This window comes from Brevundimonas sp. (genome assembly GCF_044336875.1).
GTDB lineage: Bacteria > Pseudomonadota > Alphaproteobacteria > Caulobacterales > Caulobacteraceae > Brevundimonas.
Genome location: NZ_JBIIOP010000013.1, coordinates 36,962 through 55,915 on the forward strand (window position 1 = coordinate 36,962; position 18,954 = coordinate 55,915).

17 protein-coding genes are annotated in these 18,954 nt (G+C 68.8%); 11 read left to right on the forward strand and 6 right to left on the reverse strand.

Going from position 1 to position 18,954, the window contains the following annotated elements:
• The first annotated feature begins 21 nt into the window (after positions 1-21).
• The 5 genes from sucD to ACIQ1T_RS14115 all read left to right on the forward strand — a co-directional run bounded on the left by sucD (position 22) and on the right by ACIQ1T_RS14115 (position 7,075).
• Positions 22-924: a succinate--CoA ligase subunit alpha gene (sucD, locus tag ACIQ1T_RS14095; RefSeq protein ID WP_395945176.1), complete on the forward strand. Its 903-nt coding sequence runs from the start codon at positions 22-24 to the stop codon at positions 922-924.
• 368 nt (positions 925-1,292) lie between these two features.
• A complete protein-coding gene (locus ACIQ1T_RS14100; RefSeq protein WP_395945177.1) occupies positions 1,293-4,304 on the forward strand; it encodes a 2-oxoglutarate dehydrogenase E1 component in 3,012 nt (1,003 codons plus the stop codon).
• Positions 4,305-4,343: 39 nt separating this feature from the next.
• Positions 4,344-5,870 carry a 2-oxoglutarate dehydrogenase complex dihydrolipoyllysine-residue succinyltransferase gene (gene odhB / locus ACIQ1T_RS14105; protein ID WP_395945178.1) on the forward strand — a complete coding sequence of 509 codons (1,527 nt, stop codon included), beginning with the start codon at positions 4,344-4,346 and terminating at the stop codon, positions 5,868-5,870.
• A 67-nt stretch (positions 5,871-5,937) separates the two neighbouring features.
• The gene (locus ACIQ1T_RS14110; RefSeq protein WP_395945179.1) at positions 5,938-6,552 is read left to right on the forward strand and encodes a glutathione S-transferase family protein; all 615 of its coding nucleotides are present in this window, start codon (positions 5,938-5,940) and stop codon (positions 6,550-6,552) included.
• Between the two features lie 127 nt (positions 6,553-6,679).
• Entirely contained in the window at positions 6,680-7,075 is a 396-nt protein-coding gene (locus tag ACIQ1T_RS14115; protein WP_395945180.1) for a hypothetical protein, read from the forward strand.
• A 127-nt stretch (positions 7,076-7,202) separates the two neighbouring features.
• Here ACIQ1T_RS14115 and ACIQ1T_RS14120 read toward each other — a convergent pair whose 3' ends face one another.
• Positions 7,203-7,583, reverse strand: a complete 381-nt coding sequence (locus ACIQ1T_RS14120) for a hypothetical protein (RefSeq protein ID WP_395945181.1) — start codon at positions 7,581-7,583, stop codon at positions 7,203-7,205.
• Positions 7,584-7,698: 115 nt separating this feature from the next.
• Positions 7,699-8,766 carry a peptide chain release factor 1 gene (gene prfA / locus ACIQ1T_RS14125; RefSeq protein WP_395945182.1) on the reverse strand — a complete coding sequence of 356 codons (1,068 nt, stop codon included), beginning with the start codon at positions 8,764-8,766 and terminating at the stop codon, positions 7,699-7,701.
• A 184-nt stretch (positions 8,767-8,950) separates the two neighbouring features.
• Here prfA and ACIQ1T_RS14130 point away from each other — a divergent pair, with 184 nt between their 5' ends.
• The 3 genes from ACIQ1T_RS14130 (at position 8,951) to ACIQ1T_RS14140 (ending at position 10,903) form a co-directional block, all read left to right on the forward strand.
• Entirely contained in the window at positions 8,951-9,583 is a 633-nt protein-coding gene (locus ACIQ1T_RS14130; RefSeq protein ID WP_395945183.1) for a response regulator, read from the forward strand.
• 72 nt (positions 9,584-9,655) lie between these two features.
• The gene (locus ACIQ1T_RS14135; protein WP_395945184.1) at positions 9,656-10,096 is read left to right on the forward strand and encodes an RrF2 family transcriptional regulator; all 441 of its coding nucleotides are present in this window, start codon (positions 9,656-9,658) and stop codon (positions 10,094-10,096) included.
• Between the two features lie 30 nt (positions 10,097-10,126).
• Positions 10,127-10,903 carry a sulfite exporter TauE/SafE family protein gene (locus ACIQ1T_RS14140; RefSeq protein ID WP_395945185.1) on the forward strand — a complete coding sequence of 259 codons (777 nt, stop codon included), beginning with the start codon at positions 10,127-10,129 and terminating at the stop codon, positions 10,901-10,903.
• 28 nt (positions 10,904-10,931) lie between these two features.
• Here ACIQ1T_RS14140 and ispG read toward each other — a convergent pair whose 3' ends face one another.
• The 4 genes from ispG to ACIQ1T_RS14160 all read right to left on the reverse strand — a co-directional run bounded on the left by ispG (position 10,932) and on the right by ACIQ1T_RS14160 (position 17,012).
• Positions 10,932-12,095, reverse strand: a complete 1,164-nt coding sequence (ispG, locus tag ACIQ1T_RS14145; protein WP_395945186.1) for a flavodoxin-dependent (E)-4-hydroxy-3-methylbut-2-enyl-diphosphate synthase — start codon at positions 12,093-12,095, stop codon at positions 10,932-10,934.
• Between the two features lie 48 nt (positions 12,096-12,143).
• Positions 12,144-13,253: a helix-turn-helix domain-containing protein gene (locus ACIQ1T_RS14150; RefSeq protein WP_395945187.1), complete on the reverse strand. Its 1,110-nt coding sequence runs from the start codon at positions 13,251-13,253 to the stop codon at positions 12,144-12,146.
• Positions 13,254-13,438: 185 nt separating this feature from the next.
• Positions 13,439-15,697 (reverse strand): phosphoenolpyruvate--protein phosphotransferase, encoded by a 2,259-nt coding sequence (gene ptsP / locus ACIQ1T_RS14155; protein WP_395945188.1) that lies wholly within the window; start codon positions 15,695-15,697, stop codon positions 13,439-13,441.
• Positions 15,698-15,752: 55 nt separating this feature from the next.
• Positions 15,753-17,012, reverse strand: a complete 1,260-nt coding sequence (locus ACIQ1T_RS14160) for an aspartate kinase (RefSeq protein WP_395945189.1) — start codon at positions 17,010-17,012, stop codon at positions 15,753-15,755.
• Between the two features lie 102 nt (positions 17,013-17,114).
• Here ACIQ1T_RS14160 and ACIQ1T_RS14165 point away from each other — a divergent pair, with 102 nt between their 5' ends.
• From ACIQ1T_RS14165 to ubiG, 3 genes are read left to right on the forward strand one after another with little or no spacing between them, the layout of a single operon-like run.
• Positions 17,115-17,765: a hypothetical protein gene (locus ACIQ1T_RS14165; protein WP_395945190.1), complete on the forward strand. Its 651-nt coding sequence runs from the start codon at positions 17,115-17,117 to the stop codon at positions 17,763-17,765.
• On the forward strand, positions 17,762-18,136 hold the full coding sequence (locus ACIQ1T_RS14170) for a type II toxin-antitoxin system VapC family toxin (protein ID WP_395945191.1): 375 nt from the start codon (positions 17,762-17,764) through the stop codon (positions 18,134-18,136). The genes ACIQ1T_RS14165 and ACIQ1T_RS14170 overlap by 4 nt, the downstream gene beginning before the upstream one ends.
• A 12-nt stretch (positions 18,137-18,148) precedes the next feature.
• Entirely contained in the window at positions 18,149-18,904 is a 756-nt protein-coding gene (ubiG, locus tag ACIQ1T_RS14175) for a bifunctional 2-polyprenyl-6-hydroxyphenol methylase/3-demethylubiquinol 3-O-methyltransferase UbiG (protein WP_395945192.1), read from the forward strand.
• Positions 18,905-18,954: the final 50 nt, after the last annotated feature.

An 18,954-nucleotide genomic window follows, 5' to 3' on the forward strand; every position in this document is an offset into this window, starting at 1 on the left:
ATTCCAGAGATCGATAGACCCATGTCCATCCTCGTCAACAAAGACACCAAGATCATCGTCCAGGGCCTGACCGGCAAGACCGGCGGCTTCCACACCGAACAGGCCCTGGCCTATCACGGCACCAAGATGGTCGCCGGCGTGCACCCGACCAAGGGCGGCACGAACTGGACGGGCTCGCACGGCGAAACCCTGCCCATCTACGCCTCGGTCGCCGAAGCCAAGGACGCCACGGGCGCCGACGCCTCGGTGATCTATGTCCCGCCGTCGGGTGCCGCCGCCGCCATCATCGAAGCCATCGACGCCGAGATCCCCTTCATCACCTGCATCACCGAAGGCATCCCGGTGCTGGACATGGTCAACGTCAAGCGTCGCCTGGAAGGCTCCAAGTCGCGCCTGCTGGGCCCGAACTGCCCCGGCGTCCTGACCCCGGACGAGTGCAAGATCGGCATCATGCCGGGCTCCATCTTCAAGAAGGGCTCGGTCGGCATCGTGTCGCGTTCGGGCACCCTGACCTATGAGGCCGTGTTCCAGACCACCAACGAAGGCCTGGGCCAGACCACGGCCGTCGGCATCGGCGGCGACCCGGTCAAGGGCACCGAGTTCATCGACATGCTGGAAATGTTCCTGGCCGATGACGCCACGGAATCCATCATCATGATCGGCGAAATCGGCGGCGGCGCGGAAGAAGACGCCGCCCAGTTCCTGATCGACGAAGCCAAGAAGGGCCGCAAGAAGCCGATGGCCGGTTTCATCGCGGGCCGTACGGCGCCGAAGGGCCGCACCATGGGCCACGCCGGCGCCGTCGTCTCGGGCGGCAAGGGCGATGCGGAATCCAAGATCGCGGCGATGGAAGCCGCCGGCATCCGCATGTCGGAATCGCCGGCCCGCCTGGGCAAGACCCTGGTGGAAGTGCTGAAGGGCTGAGGCCCGCAAGCGGCGTCGAGCCTTTCCCTCCCCGTCCCGGGGAGGGTCGTCGCGCAGCGACGGGGTGGGGGCGGCCGCAAGGCCGCATCCGCCGGAGACGAGACCGGTCCGTGGGCTGTCGATCGGCCGTCCCCACCCGTCCTCGCCTTCGGCTCGGCCACCCTCCCCGAACGGGGAGGGAGAAAAAATGCCGATTAGGCTCTGAACGACGCTCCCGGTTTCGACCGGGGGCGTTTTTCTTTGGGGCTGCGACCAATTTCTCACCGAATTGCCCCGTTTCGGTCATGACCCATAAGGAAAGCGGGCCTATATGACGGGCGCGCCCCTCACGGAGATGTGTCCGGAAGGGTTCTAGGGATTGCGAAACGATGGCGGACGATGCCGGTCGGCTGAACCAGGTCTTTGCCGAGACCTCCTTCCTCTACGGGTCCAACGCGGCCTATATCGAGGAGCTGCACGAGAAATGGGCCAATGATCCCGGCTCGGTCTCGGCGGAATGGAAGGCCTTCTTCGACCAGCTCCGCGACAACGCCGCCAGCGTGAAGGCCTCGGCCGAGGCCGGCGCCTGGGGCCGTGGCGCGGCCACCGAACCCAGCGAGGCGACCGCCGTCTTCGACGGCCGCTGGCCCGCTCCCAAGCCCGATCCCAAGAAGCCCGGCGCCGCTGCTGCGCCGGCCGCCAAGGCTGCGCCCGTCGAGGTTTCGGCCGACGTCATCCGCGCCGCCGCCCATGATTCCATCCGCGCCCTGATGCTGATCCGCAGCTATCGCGTGCGCGGCCACCTGCAGGCCAAACTGGACCCGCTGGGCATCGAACAGCCGGTCGACAACCCGGAACTGACGCCGGAATTCTACGGCTTCACCGCCGCCGACCTGGACCGTCCGATCTTCCTGGACGGCGTCCTGGGCCTGCAGACCGGCAGCATCCGCGAAGTGCTGGAGATCCTGAAGCGCACCTATTGCGGCACGGTCGGCATCCAGTTCATGCATATCGCCGAGCCGGAAGAAAAATCCTGGCTGCAGCAGCGGTTCGAGGGCGCCGACAAGTTCGAGCAGAACGCCTTCTCCAAGGAAGGCAAGCTGGCCATCCTGTCCAAGCTGGTCGAGGCCGAGGGCTTCGAACGCTTCCTGCACAAACGCTTCCCCGGCACCAAGCGGTTCGGTCTGGACGGCGGCGAGGCCATGGTCCCCGCCCTGGAGCAGGTCATCAAGCGCGGCGGTTCGCTGGGCGTCGACGAGGTCGTGCTGGGCATGGCCCACCGCGGCCGTCTGAACGTGCTCGCCGCCGTGATGGGCAAGCCCTACAAGGTCATCTTCCACGAGTTCCAGGGCGGTTCGGCCGTGCCGAGCGACATCGAGGGCTCGGGCGACGTCAAATACCACATGGGCGCCTCGTCGAACCGCGAGTTCGACGGCAACCACGTCCACCTGTCCCTGACCGCCAACCCGTCCCACCTGGAAATCGTCAACCCGGTCGTGCTGGGCAAGGCCCGCGCGAAACAGGCGTTCGACATCCGCGCCGCCAACGAGGGCGTGCCGGAAGGCCAGTGGGCGCTGGACCGTTCCAAGGTCGTGCCCCTGCTGATCCACGGCGACGCCGCCTTCGCCGGCCAGGGCGTCGTGGCCGAATGTTTCGCCCTGATGGGTCTGAAGGGCTACCGCACCGGCGGCACCCTGCATTTCGTCATCAACAACCAGATCGGCTTCACCACCAGCCCGCGCAACTCGCGCTCGTCGCCCTATCCGTCGGATGTGGCCCTGATGGTCCAGGCCCCGATCTTCCACGTCAACGGCGATGATCCCGAAGCGGTCGTCTTCGCCTCCAAGGTGGCCACCGAATACCGGCAGAAATTCCACAAGGACGTGGTGGTGGACATGTTCTGCTACCGCCGCTTCGGCCACAACGAAGGCGACGATCCCACCTTCACCCAGCCGCTGATGTATTCGAAGATCCGCGCCCAGCCCTCGACCCGCGAACTCTATTCGCAGCGTCTGGTCGCCGAGGGCGTGATCTCCCAGGCCGAGGTCGACGCCGAGATCGAGCGGTTCGAAAAATTCCTCGACGAGCAGTTCGAGGCCGGCAAGACTTGGTCCGCCGAGAAGGCCGACTGGCTGGACGGACAATGGCAGGGCTTCCAGGCCCCGAACGCGGAACTGCGCGGCGACACCGCCGTGCCGCTGGCCAGGCTGCAGGACCTGGGTCACCGCCTGACCACCATCCCCAACAGCGTCGACATGCACAAGACGCTGAAGCGCGTCTATGACGGCCGTCGCGACGCCATCACCTCGGGCGAGAACCTGGACTGGGCCACGGCCGAGAGCCTGGCCTTCGCCTCGCTGGTCGACGAGGGCTTCCCGGTCCGCCTGTCGGGCCAGGACTCGGTGCGCGGCACCTTCTCGCAGCGCCATTCGGGCATCATCGATCAGACCACCGAAGAGCGGTACATGCCGCTGAACAACCTGCGCGAAGGCCAGGCCAATTTCGAGGTCATCGACTCGGCCCTGTCGGAAGAGGCGGTCCTGGGCTTCGAGTACGGCTATTCGCTGGCCGACCCCAACACCATGGTGATGTGGGAAGCCCAGTTCGGCGACTTCGTGAACGGCGCCCAGGTGGTGATCGACCAGTTCATCAGCTCGGGCGAACGCAAATGGCTGCGGATGAGCGGCCTGACCATGCTGCTGCCGCACGGCTATGAGGGCCAGGGTCCGGAACACTCCTCGGCCCGCCTCGAGCGCTTCCTGCAACAGTGCGCCGAAGACAATATGCAGGTCGCCAACTGCACCACCCCGGCCAACTATTTCCACATCCTGCGTCGCCAGATGCACCGGCCGTTCCGCAAGCCGCTGATCCTGATGACGCCCAAGTCGCTGCTGCGTCACAAGAAGGCGGTCTCGTCGATGAAGGATCTGGCGGAGGGCTCGTCCTTCCACCGCGTCCTGCACGACGACGCCCAGACGCGCCCCGACGTCGCCGGGATCAAGATCAAGGCGGACAAGGACATTCGTCGCGTCATCCTGTGCTCGGGCAAGGTCTATTACGACCTGCTGGACGCGCGCGAGAAGAAGGCCAAGGACGGCCAGGCCGTCGACGACGTCTACATCCTGCGTCTGGAGCAGTTCTATCCGTGGCCGATCCAGTCCCTGCGCAAGGAACTGGCCCGCTTCCCGAAGGCGGAAGTGGTCTGGTGCCAGGAAGAGCCGAAGAACATGGGCGGCTGGACCTTCGTCGATCCGTGGCTGGAGCTGACGCTCGACAAGCTGGACGTCGCCTCCAAGCGCGCCCGCTACGTCGGTCGCCCCGGCTCGGCCTCGACCGCCGCCGGTCTGATGAGCCGACACCTGAAGGAACTGGAAGCCTTCACGACCGAAGCCTTCGCCTGATACATCCTAAAGACCGATCTAGAGACAGCTGGACCTGACATGGCCGACATCCTGACCCCCGCCCTCGGTGAATCCGTCACCGAAGCCACCATCGCCAAATGGACCAAGAAGGTCGGCGACGCGGTCAAGAAGGACGAACTGCTCGTCGAACTGGAGACCGACAAGGTCTCGCTGGAAGTCGTGGCCCCGGCCGACGGCGTCCTGGGCGCGATCAATGCGGGCGAGGGCGACACCGTCGTTCCCGGCACGGTCCTGGGTTCGGTGACCGAAGGCGGCGCCGCCGCCAAGCCCGCCGCCGCGCCCAAGGCCGAGGCCGCCAAGGCTGAAACCAAGGCCGCCGCTGCTCCGGCCCCCGCCGCCGAAGCCGCCGTCATCGACATCACCGTGCCGGTGATGGGCGAAAGCGTCGCCGAGGGCTCGATGGGCAAGTGGCTCAAGAAGTCCGGCGACGCGGTCAAGAAGGACGAACTGCTGGTCGAGATCGAGACCGACAAGGTCGCCGTGGAAGTCTCGGCTCCGGCCGACGGCGTCCTGACCATCGCCGCCGACGAAGGATCGACCGTCACCCCGAACCAGAAGATCGGTTCGATCTCGGGGTCCGGCGCCGCCGCTGCGCCCGCCGCCGCCGCTCCGGCTCCGGCCGCCGCCCCGGCCAACACCGGTTCGGCCCAGGTCTCGGGCTCGAAGAACGAGACCCTGTCGCCGGCCGTCGCCCGCGTCGTGGGCGAGAACAATCTGGATCCGAAGGCCATCGCCGCCACCGGGCCCAAGGGCAATATCACCAAGGCTGACGCCATCGCCGCCATCGGCGCCGCCGCTCCGGCTCCCGCCGCCGCCGCCGCCCCGTCGGCCCCGCGCGCCGTCGGTCCGCGCGAGGAGCGGGTGAAGATGACGCGCCTGCGTCAGACCATCGCCCGTCGCCTGAAGGAATCCCAGAACACGGCCGCCCAGCTGACCACCTTCAACGAGGTGGACATGACCAATGTCATGGCCCTGCGCGCCCAGTACAAAGAGGTGTTCGAGAAGCGCCACGGCGTGAAGCTGGGCTTCATGTCCTTCTTCACCAAGGCCGTCGTCGCGGCCCTGCACGAGCTCCCGGCCGTCAACGCCGAGATCGACGGCACGGACATCATCTACAAGAACCACTATGACATCGGCGTCGCCGTCGGCACCGACAAGGGTCTGGTGGTTCCGGTCCTGCGCGATGCCGACACCCTGTCGCTGGCCGGTATCGAAAAGGGCATCGGCGCCCTGGGCAAGGCCGCCCGTGACGGCGCCCTGACCATGGACCAGATGCAGGGCGGCACCTTCACCATCACCAACGGCGGCACCTACGGCTCGCTGATGTCGACGCCGATCCTGAATGCGCCGCAGTCGGGCATCCTGGGCATGCACAACATCGTCCAGCGCCCGATGGCCATCAACGGCGAGGTCAAGATCCGTCCGATGATGTATCTGGCCCTCAGCTATGATCACCGGATCGTCGACGGCAAGGAAGCCGTGACCTTCCTGGTCCGCATCAAGGAACTGCTGGAAGATCCCCAGCGCGCCCTGCTGGACCTGTAAGAACGAGAAAGGCGGCGAGGCTCTCGCCGCCTTTTTCTTTGCCCTCGCGACACGGCAGGACCGACCGATGCTGACCCTCTACACCGCCCCCGGAACCTGCAGCCGCGCCAGCCATATCGCGCTGGAGGAATCCGGCCTGGACTTCGAGGTCGCCCTGGTCGACTTCGCCCAGGGCCAGCAGCGCACGCCCGAATTCCTGGCGCTGAACCCCAAGGGCCGCGTCCCCGCGCTCGTGACGCCGCGCGGCGTCCTGACCGAAAGCCCGGCCATCCTGGCCCATGTCGCGGCCCTGGCGCCGGACAAGGATCTGGCCCCGACCGATCCCTTCGACTTCGCCCGGATGCAGGCCTTCAACCTCTATCTGGCCTCGACCGTCCACGTCGCCCACGCCCACCGGCCGCGCGCCGGCCGGTGGAGCGACGACCCTGCGGCCATCCTGACCATGCAGGCCAAGGTGCCCGAGAACATGCACGCCGCCTTCGCCCTGATCGAGGCCGGGCTGGAGGGGCCGTGGGTGATGGGCGAGGCCTACAGCGTCGCCGACCCCTATCTCTTCACCTTCGCCGGCTGGCTGGAGAGCGACGGCGTCGACATCGCCGACTTCCCCAGGGTCGCCGACCACTACGCCCGAATGCAGGACCGCCCGGCGGTCCGGCGCGCCCTGGCCGCCGAGGCGGGCTGAACCTGGGCCGACGGGCGCCGTTCGAATATCGTCGAGTGTGTCTTGCGGGCGTCGGCGCGCACGGATCATGCGTCCCTGTCGATTTCGACAGATTACAGCCGGCTGAAAGAATGGCCATAATCCCGCCATGGAATGGGCGGCGCGCGCGATCGGGATCTTCTATGTCGGGGCGGGGCTGATGCTGATGCATCAGGCCTGGCTGAATTGGCGTCTGCAAAGGGCGCTGTCGGGCCTCATGCCGATCTCGCTGACCGAACATGTGGTGGAGATGGTCACGGCCCTGGGCGGCCTGATGGTGCTGCTGGCGGGGGTGATGCTGTCCCTGCTCAGCGCCTGGGCCGTGGTGGCCTTCATGGCGGGCTGGGCCATCCAGGCCGGCTATCTGCTCTGGGCCAGCCGCTGGGCCTGGCCGCGCGAACTCCTGTCGGCCGCCGGCCGCCGCCATTCGGTCCACGCCTTCGCCGGCTTCACGGCGGTCACGGCCCTGGTCCTGTTCATGCCTCTGATGGGCCTGCTGCGTTAGGCCCCGGCTTCCCTCTCCCTGGGGAGAAGGTGGCTCGCGCAGCGAGACGGATGAGGGTCCGCCCTCTCCGTCGGCGTCAGCCGTCGCAGGCTCGAAGACGCCGCGGCCGCCGACTGACGTCCGTCCCTCACCCTTTCAGGCTTCGCGCCGCCCGATCGGGGTCGATCTTCAGCGTAACGGGGGGAAGGCCGGATCGGGGCGGAGCCTCCGGTCTTGATCCAAGCCCGCTGTTCGCGACGGCCATCGCCAGAATGAAACCGAGCGGAATCAAGCAGAGGCTCACTCTCGCCATTCCGAAGGCGCGCCTTGTTGATGGCGAGTAGTCCGCCGTCTTTTCCTCCAGAATGATCCCGAGCCAGCGGTGTGAAGTCGCCGGATCGAATAGTTCCGGAATGGGCCGGGTGTCGCCTATCCGACGGCGTTCGCGCGGCAGGCGACGGGCCGCAACGGCGATCGAAAGCCAATGGGCCACGACTGGGCCGAGCATGATCGGAATGGCGAGCCACATCTGCATCGCCGGACATTGACATGGCGCCGATGTCCGAACCAGCCGGGCCTTCGCCCTGCAGAGCGATGGGCGCCAGGGCGGCTTGCCTGCAAAACAGGCGTCGCCCAACCGCCCGTCAGCTGAACTCGGCTTCCAGATCGGCCAGCCGCGCCGCCTGGTCCTCGGCGATCAGGGCGTTCAGCAGCGGGTCGATGTCGCCTTCCAGGATCTGCGGCAGGCTGTGCAGGGTCAGGCCGATCCGGTGGTCGGTCACCCGTCCCTGCGGGAAGTTGTAGGTGCGGATCCGCTCGGACCGGTCGCCCGACCCGACCTGGGACTTGCGCGAGTCGGCGCGGGCCAGGTCCTTGGCCTGGCGCTGCATGTCGTACAGCCGCACCCGCAGGTTCCGCATCGCCTTGTCGCGGTTCACGTGCTGCGACTTTTCCGACGAGGTGGCCACGATCCCGGTCGGCAGGTGGGTGATCCGCACGGCCGAGTCCGTCTTGTTGACGTGCTGCCCGCCCGAGCCCGAGGCGCGGAAGGTGTCGATACGGATGTCCTTGTCCAGGATCTCGATCTCGACGTCCTCGACCTCGGGCAGGACGGCGACGGTGGCGGCCGAGGTGTGGATCCGCCCCCCGGCCTCGGTCGTCGGCACCCGCTGCACCCGGTGGACGCCGCTCTCGAACTTCAGCCGGCCGAACACGCCGTCGCCGGTCACCGTGGCGATGATTTCCTTGTAGCCCCCGGCGTCGCCCTCGGTCGCCGAATCCAGCTCGATCCGCCAGCCGCGCGTCGAGGCGTAGCGCGAATACATCCGGAACAGGTCGCCGGCGAACAGGGCGGCCTCGTCCCCGCCGGTGCCGGCCCGCACTTCCAGCACGGCCGAGGCGTTCTCGTCGGCGTCGCGCGGCGCCAGCAGCAGGGCCACGTCCCGTTCCAGACCGGGCAGGCTGTCGTTCAGCGCCTGCAGCTCCTCCTCGGCCATCGCCGCCATTTCGGGGTCGTCGGCCATGGCCTCCAGATCGGCCATCTCGGCGCGGACGCGGGCCAGGCCCTGGACGGCGTCGGCGACCGGCTTCAGTTCGGCGTGCTCCTTGGACAGGCGCACGATCTCGGCGCCGTCGGTGGCCGCGCCCATCCGCGCCTCCACCTGGTGGAAGCGGTCGAGCACCTGATCGAGACGGGCCTGGGGCAGACGCAAGGCGGAAAAATCCTGGAGAACGGGAGGGCCGTCCTTAGCGCGCCGGGGGGCGTGCTGTCGATCACCGCCGCCGTTCAAGGTCCGGCGCCGGGTTTGTGATCCGGGATAACGATGGCGTCAGGCGCGGTTACGAAGCCCGTCTTAACCGTTTAGCTGGCCGCCGAGCAGCCGTGAGGAGGACGCCATGTTCGATCGCCCGCCACCCTCGACGCCCGAAGTCCCGTCCGCCGATGACGTGGCGGACAGCGTCGAACGCCTGTGCCGCCTGTACGACACCCGCCTGGTCGAGACCGGCGGAAACCTTTCACCAGAAGACGCCCGGGAGTTGAACGCCATGGCCGCCATCTATGATCTGGACACCGATCGTCCGTCCACGGAAGTCTGGCGCGACCTGCGCGCCGTCGTCACCCGCCAGGCCCCGCGCCCGGCCGAGGACGCCGTCCTGCGGGGCGAGGTCGAGGCCCTGACCCTGCTGGTGGTCGAGGACGACGCCGAGGTGGCGGCCGACCTCACCGAACTGCTGACCGAGGCCGGTCACAGCGTCGTCGGCCCCTTCCACAGCGCGGCGGCGGCCGAGGCTGCGGCCGCCCTGCACCATATCGACGCCGCCCTGCTGGACATCAATCTGTCGGACGAGATGACGGGGGTCGAACTGGCCAAGGTGCTGACCGGGCGGTGGGACGTGCGGGTCATCTTCATTTCCGGCGACGTCACCGCCGCCGCCCGCCACGCCGACATGGCCGAGGCCCTGGTGCTGAAACCCTATACCGGCCCCCAGATCCTGGAGGCGGTGGCTCGACTGGGCCACAAGGGGTGACGGTCGGGTCGAAGACGGCGCGGTCGACGAACCGCGTCTTGCGTCCGGCGCGCGGGCGCGCGATCACGGCGGATGCTGTCGAACCGGTCCCGCTACGCCCTGCGCGCCATGATCCACCTGGCGAGCCTGCCCGGGGGCGGGCCGGCGACCATAGGCGAGATCGCCGAGGCCGCCACGGCGCCGCGCAAATTCCTCGAGGCCATATTGCTGGATCTGCGACGCCGGCATCTGCTGGTGTCCAGGCGGGGGCGCAACGGGGGCTACGCCCTGGCGGCGCCGGCCGACGCCATCAGTTTCGCCGATGTGATCCGGGCGCTGGAGGGACCGCTGGCCCTGGCGCCCTGCGCGTCCCGCACCGCCCATGGCCCGTGCGAGACCTGCCCGGATGTCGAGACCTGCCCGCTGCAGCCGGTGCTGCAGGACGGGCGCGACGCCATCGCGGCGGTGTTCGAGGCGCGAACCCTTCTGCAAGCGGCGTCGAGTTCTTCTCCTATTGACCCACTAGGAAAATAAAACGCAACCTCGACGACCTTCGGAGCGGCCATGCAAGACTTCATCACCTTCCTGTTCGTCGGGTTTCTGGCCCAGATCGTCGATGGCGCCCTGGGCATGGCCTACGGGGTGATCTCGTCCACCGTCCTGCTGTCGTTCGGCGTGCCGCCCGCAACCGCCTCGGCCAGCGTCCATGCGGCCGAGGTCTTCACCACTGCGGCGTCGGCCGGGTCGCACGCAGCCAACAAGAACGTGAACTGGAAACTGTTCATCCCCCTGGCCCTGGGCGGGGTCGTGGGCGGCGGCTTCGGCGCCTTCGTCCTGACCAGTATCGACGGCGACGTGCTGAAGCCGTGGATCACCGCCTATCTGTCGATCATGGGCGGCGTCATCATCTGGCGCGCCACCAAGAAGACGCGCGACCGGATCTTCCCGACCCGTTTCGCCGGTCCGCTGGGCCTGGTCGGCGGCTTCTTCGACGCCATCGGCGGCGGCGGCTGGGGCCCGACGGTCACCACCACCATGGTCGGCGCCGGCCAGGATCCGCGCATGTCGATCGGCACCACCAATACGGCGGAATTCTTCGTCACCGCGGCCATCTCCGCCACCTTCCTGGCGGCCCTGCTGACGGGCCACTGGGACCAGGCCGAGGGTTTCGCCACCCACGCCACCGCCATCCTGGGTCTGATCCTGGGCGGTCTGGCGGCGGCGCCCTTCGCCGGGATCATCGCCCGCGTCGCCCCGCGCCAGATCCTGACCTACGGCGTCGGCGCCGTGGTGCTTCTGTCGGCCGGCTACCAGGCCCTGCGGCTGTTCAAGATCATCTGAGGCGGCCGAGCCCGCCGCCGGACCCTGCCTATTCGGCGGGTTCCAGCGCGGGGTTCGGCGCCGCCCCGATTTCCGCAGCCGCCCGCGCCGCATCCAGCTCGGCGGCCTTTTCCTCGACCAGACCGACGATGTGGTCGATCATGCCGTCATTGGCCTGTTTGTGGGCGATCTTGCCGTTCAGATAGATCATGCCCGCCCCCTTGCCGCCGCCGGTGAAGCCGATGTCCGTATAGAGGGCCTCGCCCGGACCGTTCACGACGCAGCCGATCACCGACAGGCTCATCGGCGTCGAGATATGGGCCAGCTTCTCTTCCAGCACCGCCACCGTCTCGATGACGTTGAAGCCCTGACGCGCGCAGGACGGGCAGGCGATGATGTTGACGCCCCGGTGGCGCAGGCCCAGCGACTTCAGGATGTCGAACCCGACCTTGATCTCCTCGACCGGATCGGCGGCCAGCGACACGCGGATGGTGTCGCCGATCCCGGCCCACAGCATCGACCCCATGCCGATGGCCGACTTGATCGTGCCGGTGCGCAGCGGCCCGGCCTCGGTCACCCCCAGGTGCAGGGGGCAGTCGATGGCCTCCGCCAGCTGCTGATAGGCGGCCACGGTCAGGAAAGGGTCGGACGCCTTCACCGAGATCTTGAACTCGTGGAAGTCGTGGTCCTGCAGGATGCGGGCGTGGTTCAGGGCGCTCTCGACCATGGCGTCGGGGCAGGGCTCGCCGTATTTCTCCAGCAGCTCCCGTTCCAGCGAGCCGGCGTTGACGCCGATCCGCATCGAACAGCCGTGATCCTTGGCGGCCTGGATCACGTCGCGCACCCGGTCGGGGCTGCCGATATTGCCCGGATTGATCCGCAGGCAGGCGGCGCCCGCCTCGGCCGCCTCGATGCCGCGCTTGTAGTGGAAATGGATGTCGGCGACCAAGGGAACCTTGGCCTCGCGGGCGATGGTCCTGAAGGCCGCCGTCGACTCCACGTCGGGGCAGGAGACGCGGACGATGTCGGCGCCGGCCTCCTCGAGCTGGCGGATCTGGTCGATCGTCGCCGCCGCGTCGGACGTCGGCGTATTGGTCATCGACTGGACGCTGATCGGGGCGTCGCCGCCCACCAGGACGGAGCCGACGCGGATCTGGCGGCTCTTGCGGCGCTCGATATGGCGCCAGGGGCGGACGTGTGTGTGATCGCTCATCGCAGCCACATATAGGCCGATGAAGCCGGCGGGGCCACGGGGCGCCGATCAGTTTGGCGAAGTCGTCGTCGACGTCGGCTGAACGGCGGCCTGCTGGGCCGCCTGCTGGGCCAGGCGGGCGGCGGCGGCCTGGGCCTGAAGGCGGGCCTGGGTCTCGGCCATCTGGTGGGCCATCTGGGCGGCGCGGCTGTTCAGCTGGCTCAGCGGGGTCAGGACGGCCGGAAGAACGCCCCCATGCTCGCCGTTCAGATAGACGTCGAAGGCGGCGGGGTCCGAGACATCGACCGTGGCGGCCACGCCCATGGGCGCGCGCCAGGCCTCGCCGGGCGCCATCTGGCGGGCGAACAGGGCCTGTCCGTCGCCGAGGCGGACGACCAGGGCGCCGGCCTTCTTGGCCTGGATCACGACCTGGGAGGCGGTGGCCGCCGCGCCATAGACGGCGCCGCGCGGGTTGAAGGCCTTCTGGACGGGGGCGTTGTTCGCCGCCTCGATGGCGGCGATCACGGCCGGATCATTGGGATCGACGCCGGTCAGCTCGGCCTCGAGACCGGGGGTGATATAGAGGGCCGGCGTGGTCTGGTCGCGCGGCGCCGCCTCGGGCGCGCCCAGGTCGATCGCTCCGCTCTGGATCGCGCCCTGGCCCGGCACGTCGCCCAGGCGCCAGCTCTCGGGCACGGCGGCGATGTCGGACGGGCGCGGCGCCTGTCTCAGGCTGACGCGCTGGAAGACGTTCCAGCCGATGATGGCCACGGCGACGATGGCGACGCCGGCGATGATGCGCGGCGAATGGCGTTTGACGTCCTCGAAGGCGATGCCGATCGGGGCCTTCAGCGGGGCCGAGGTGTCGGGGCTCTCGCGCTTGAACCGTTCGACGGCCAGCTGTTCGTCCAGGCCCAGGGCCGCCGCATAGCCGCGCACATAGCCGATGGCGAAGACGCGCGAGGGCAGGGACGACCAGTCGTTCTGTTCCAGGGCGGTCAGGAAGCGGGGGTGGACCTTGGTCTCGGCCGACAGTTCCGCCATCGACTTGCCCGACAGGTCCCGCGCCCGACGCAGGCCGTCGCCCAGAGTCGCGGCCTCGGCGATGGAAGGCGCGGCGTCCTTCCAGTCCGGATCAGACTTGAACTCTTCCGGGGCGCGCCCCGCATCCAGCGCCATGACGCCTGACCTCGCACTCGGGACGGGCTTGCGCCGCCCCGTACTCAAAACGGACCCGTCCGATAGCATTCTTCGTGAGCAGGCTCGCCCCGCCCCGGAGGCCGATCCTATGCGTCCTGTGGATAAACCATAATGGCGGCCGGGGCAACGCGTTCGCCGCGTTGCAGCGCGCGCGACGGTTGTCGTCAGGCGACGACGTTGAGCTTGCGCGCCAGGGATTCGATCTCGTTGCGGACCGAGCCGGTGGACAGGTTCAGCAGATTGGTCATGCCGCGCCGCGCCGCCGCCAGATCGGCCGACAGGATCATCCGCTTGACCGGGCCGACGCCGCCGGCCGGGGCCGACAGACGGGTGAAGCCCAGGACGATCAGGGCGAAGGCCTCCAGCGGCCGCCCCGCCAGCTCGCCGCAGATCGAGACCGGGGTGCCGGTGTCGGCGCAGGCCTTCTGGATGGCCTGCAGCGCCCGCAGCGTCGGGGGCGACAGCGGGTCGTAACGGTCCGAGACCAGGGGATTGGTCCGGTCGGCGGCGTACATGTACTGGAACAGGTCGTTGGTGCCGATCGAAACGAAGTCGGTCAGGGGCAGCAGGGCGTCCAGGTGCCACAGCACCGACGGGCATTCGATCATGGCCCCGACGCGCAGCAGGGCCGGCAGGGCCCGGCCGCGCCGCTTGGCCCAGGCGCATTCGATGTCGACCAGCTCCCGCGCCGCGCGGAACTCGTCCACCGTGGCGATCATCGGGAACATGACGCGCAGTTCGCGGCCCGCCGCCGCCGTCAGCAGGGCGCGCAGCTGCATCCGCAGCAGGGACGGCCGGTCCAGGCCCAGGCGGATGGCGCGACGCCCCAGGGCCGGGTTCTCTTCCCGCTCGGCCTCCAGATAGGGCAGGACCTTGTCCCCGCCGATGTCCAGGGTGCGGAAGGTGACGGGTCGGTCGCCGGCGGCGTCCAGCACCAGCTTGTACAGGGCCGTCTGGGCGTCCAGCCGGGGCAGTTCGTCCGAGACCATGAACTGGAACTCGGTGCGGAACAGGCCGATGCCCTCGGCCCCGGTCTCGTTCAGATTCTCCAGATCCACCGCCAGACCGGCGTTGGTCAGCAGGGTGATGCGCTGGCCGTCCAGGGTCACGGCGGGGGTGTCGCGCAGCTGGGCGAACTCGGCGCGGCGCTGGTCGCGCACGGCCATCCGCGACTGGACCGCCTCGATCATGTCGGGGCGGGGGCGCAGATAGGCCTCGCCGGTCTCGCCGTCGGCGATGACCACATCGCCTTCCGACAGCCGGTCGCGCAGACCCATCAGACGGCCGACGCACGGGATCTGCAGGGCGCGGGCGACGATGGCGGCGTGGCTGGCGGCCGAGCCTTCCTCCAGCAACAGGCCCTTCAGCTTGTCGCGGGGATATTCCAGCAGGTCGGCCGGCCCCAGGTTGCGCGCCACCAGAATGGCGTCGTCGGGCAGGGACCGCTCGCCCGGCTTGTCCCCCGCCAGCACCCGCAGCAGCCGGTTGGCCAGATCCTCGAAGTCGTGCAGCCGCTCGCGGATATAGGGGTCGCGGGCCTGGGCGAAGCGGGCGCGGTGTTCGTTGCGGACCCGGTCCACCGCCGCCTCGGCGGTCAGGCCGTTGCGCACCGCCTCCTCCAGCGACCGGTTCCAGCCCCGGTCGTCGGCGAACATCCGATAGGTTTCCAGCACCTCGAACGAGGGGCCGGCCAGGCCCTGGCCCTTGTCCAGCATGGCGTCCAGGCCGGTCTTCAGCGTGGCCAGGGCCAGTTTCAGCCGCGCCTCCTCCATCGCCGGGTCTTCGCTCAGCAGCTTCTCGGGGGCCAGGGGCGCCTCGTGCAGCACCACCTGGCCGACCGCCAGGCCGTCGCCGAACTTCTGGCCCTTCAGCCGTTCGGGCCGGTGGGGCGCCAGTTCGACGTCGCGCAGCTCGTCCTGGTCCAGCAGTTCGCCGGACGACACCGTCTCGGACAGGACCATGGCGATGGTCTGGATGTCCTCGACCTCTTCCTCGTCATAGCGCCGCTCGGTGCGGTTCTGGACGACCAGGACGCCGATGGCCCGGCCGCCGCGCAGCAGGGGGGCGCCCAGGAAGGCGTGATAGGGGTCTTCGCCCGTTTCCGGACGATAGGAGAAGGCCGGATGGGTCGGGGCGTCCGACAGGCTGATCGGCTGGGCCATCCGCGCCACTTCGCCGACCAGGCCCTCGCCGGGCCGCAGCCGGGTGTTGTGCACGGCGTCGGGGTTCAGGCCCTCGGTGGCGAACAGCTCCAGCTCGCCCGAGGCGCGCCGCAGATAGATGGAGCAGACCTCGGCCACCATCGACCGGGCGATGATGCGGACCACCATGTTCAGACGGTCCTGCGCCGGGGTCGCGCCTGCGCCGGCCCCGCCCAGAGCCTCGCGGATCTGGCGCAGGAGGATCCGTGGTCCCCTGGTCATCGCGCCGCCTGCCGGCATCGTGGCTCCCGCGCAGAAAGCGCCCTGTTCAAATCACCTATACAGCGTCCAGGCCGTAAGCCGAATGCAGGGCGCGCACGGCCAGCTCGGCATAGGCCGCATCGATCAGAACGCTGATCTTGATCTCGGAGGTCGAGATGGCCTGGAACTTGACCCCCTTGTCGGCCAGGGCCTTGAACATGGTCTGGGCCACGCCCGCATGGCTTCTCATGCCGACGCCGACGACCGAGACCTTGGCCACGTCCTCGTCGACGCGGATCTCCTCGATGCCGATCTCGGCCTGGGCCGCCTTCATCAGGTCGGCGGCGCGCACGGCGTCGCGGCGTCCCGTGGTGAAGGTCAGATTGACCGCCCCGGCCGTGCGAGACTGGCTCTGCACGATCATGTCGACATTGACGTTGGCCTCGGCCAGGCGGGTGAAGACGTCGGCGGGGGCGTCCACGCGGTCGGACAGGCCCAGCAGGGTGATGCGGGCCTCGTCACGGCTCATGGTCACACCGGACACGATGCGTTTTTCCACGATCTCCTCCTCGTCGCAGATCAGGGTGCCGGCCTCGTGGGGCAGGGCGCCGTTTTCGTCAGGTTCGATAAAGCTGGACAGCACGCGCACGGGCACCTGTTTGGCCATGGCGAGCTCGACCGAGCGGGTCTGCAGCACCTTGGCCCCCAGGGAGGCCATCTCCAGCATCTCCTCGTAGGAGACCCTGTTCAGGCGCCGCGCGCGGCTCTCGATACGGGGGTCGGTCGTATAGACGCCGTCCACGTCGGTATAGATGTCGCAGGGGCATTCCAGCGCCGCCGCCACCGCCACCGCCGAGGTGTCGGAGCCGCCGCGGCCCAGGGTGGTGATCTTGCCCTCGGTCGTCACACCCTGGAAGCCGGGGACGATGGCGATCTCGCCCGCGTCGACGGCGGCGCCCAGTTTCTCGCCGGGAATGTCGATGATGCGGGCGCGGGCGTGGGCCTCGTCTGTGACGATCGGCACCTGCCAGCCCATCCACGACCGGGCGTTCAGGCCCATGTTCCTCAGGGTGATGGCCAGCAGGCCGGCCGTCACCTGTTCGCCCGAGGCGACCACCACGTCATATTCGTCGTCCGACAGGGGCAGGCCCGCAGCGGCCTGTCCGGCGCCGTCGGTCCAGGCGACCAGCTCGTTGGTCTTGCCGGCCATGGCCGAGACGACGACGGCGATCTTCTTGCCCTGGGCGGCCTCGGCGGCGACGATCCGCGCCGCACGACGAATCCGTTCGAGGTCGCCCATGGAGGTGCCGCCGAACTTCATCACCAGTCGTGTCATGGGGGAGGGAACTCGCGAACCGTCTGAATCCCGTGCTTCTACCCAGCCTCGCCCGGCTTAACAATGTCGCCGTTGTCGCTTTGCGGGATTTGAAGTAACTTCATGACCATGAAGAAACATCCCTCCATATCCGATCAGATAAGGAGCCTGTCGGCCCAGGGGATGGATCGGGCCGATATCGCGCGCGCGGTGGACCGGTCGTATCAGCAGGTGCGCCAGGTTCTGGTCGCGGACGAGGCCCGGGCGCGGCGGGCGCGGGCGACCCGGGTTCCGAGCGAGGCGCGGATCGAGGACGTCCGGATCGACGACCTTCCGACCAAGTCCGCCCGCATTCGACGCCTGGCGGCGCACGGCTTCCGCCAGGCCGACATCGCTCGTCGCGTAGGGGTGAAGGACCAGTTCGTCTCCAATGTCGTGCGGGCCGGGGTCGTGCGGGCCGGGCGGGCGGGCGAACCGACGGACGGGAAGCCGGCGACTGCGCGCGGGGTGTCGGAAGACGGCCGTCCCTTCGCCGACCAGGCGACTCCCCTTCCACAGCGCCTGGTGGTCGACGACCAGGGCCGAATTTCATTGCCCGAAGCGTGGAGGGTGCGGCCTGGCGCGGTCTTCGTCGCACGCAATTTCCACGGCGATCTGGTCCTGATGGACGCCGGGGCGGCGGCGGACCGGGCGCGGATCCAGCCCAGCGCCGTCGACGAACTGATCGCCGAGCGGCGACTGGAGGCCATGCGCGAATTCGACGACCGGGGATGAGCGTTCGTCATGTCGTGGACGCCTCCGCCGCCCTGGCCTTTCTGATGGGCGAGCCGGGCGCCGAGGCGACGGCCCCCCATCTGGCCACGGGCCTGATGAGCGCGGTCAATCTGGCCGAGGTGATCGGCTACCTGGTCCGTCGCGGGCTGGATCCGGCGCGCGCCTTCTATCTGGGCTGCGAGATCGCGCCGTTCGAGGCGACCCTGGCGGACCGGGCCGGGCGGCTGGCGCCCCTGACCGCCGCCTTCGGCCTGTCCCTGGGCGACCGGGCCTGTCTGGCCCTGGCGGAAAGGGAAGGCGCGCCCGTCCTGACGGCCGACCGGCTGTGGGCTCGGCTGGATCTGGGGATTGACGTGATCCTGGTGCGCTGACACGACCGCTCCATGCAATCGTCAGAAACCGCTCGCGGCGCATCGATCGACCCGGCCGACGTGGCCCGCTTCTCGGCCCAGGCGGCCGAATGGTGGGACGCGCACGGGCCGTTCGCTCCCCTGCACCGCTTCAATCCGGCCCGGCTGAAGCTGATCCGCGAACAGCTGTGCGCCCGCCTGGGCCGCGACGACAGGACCATCCGTCCGTTCGAGGGCCTGACCCTGCTGGACGTCGGTTGCGGCGGCGGCCTGATCGCCGAGCCGATGCGGCGGATGGGCTTCGCCGTCACCGCCGTCGACGCCTCGACCGAGAACATCGGCACCGCCCGCGCCCATGCCGAGATGGTCGGCCTGGACATCGCCTATCGCCCGGCCACCGTCGAACAGATCGAGGCCGAGGGCGTCGGCCCGTTCGACGTGGTCCTGACCATGGAGGTGATCGAACACGTCGCCGATCCGGAGGCCTTCGTGCGCGCCTGTTCGCGTCTGGTCCGGCCGGGCGGGGTGATGATGGTCGCCACCCTGAACCGCACCCTGAAGTCCCTGGCCCTGGGCAAGATCGCCGCCGAATATGTGCTGGGCTGGGTGCCGCCGGGCACCCACGACTGGCGCCAGTTCCTGAAACCCGACGAGATCCGGTCGATGCTGTCGCAGGAACCGGTCACGGTCGAGGGCCCCTACGGCCTGAACTACGACCCGCTGAACGACCGCTGGAGCCAGAGCGACGATGCGGGCATCAACTATATGATGGTCGCGACCCGACGCTGACCCCGGCTTCTCCCTCCCCGTCCCGGGGAGGGTGGTCGCGCAAGCGACCG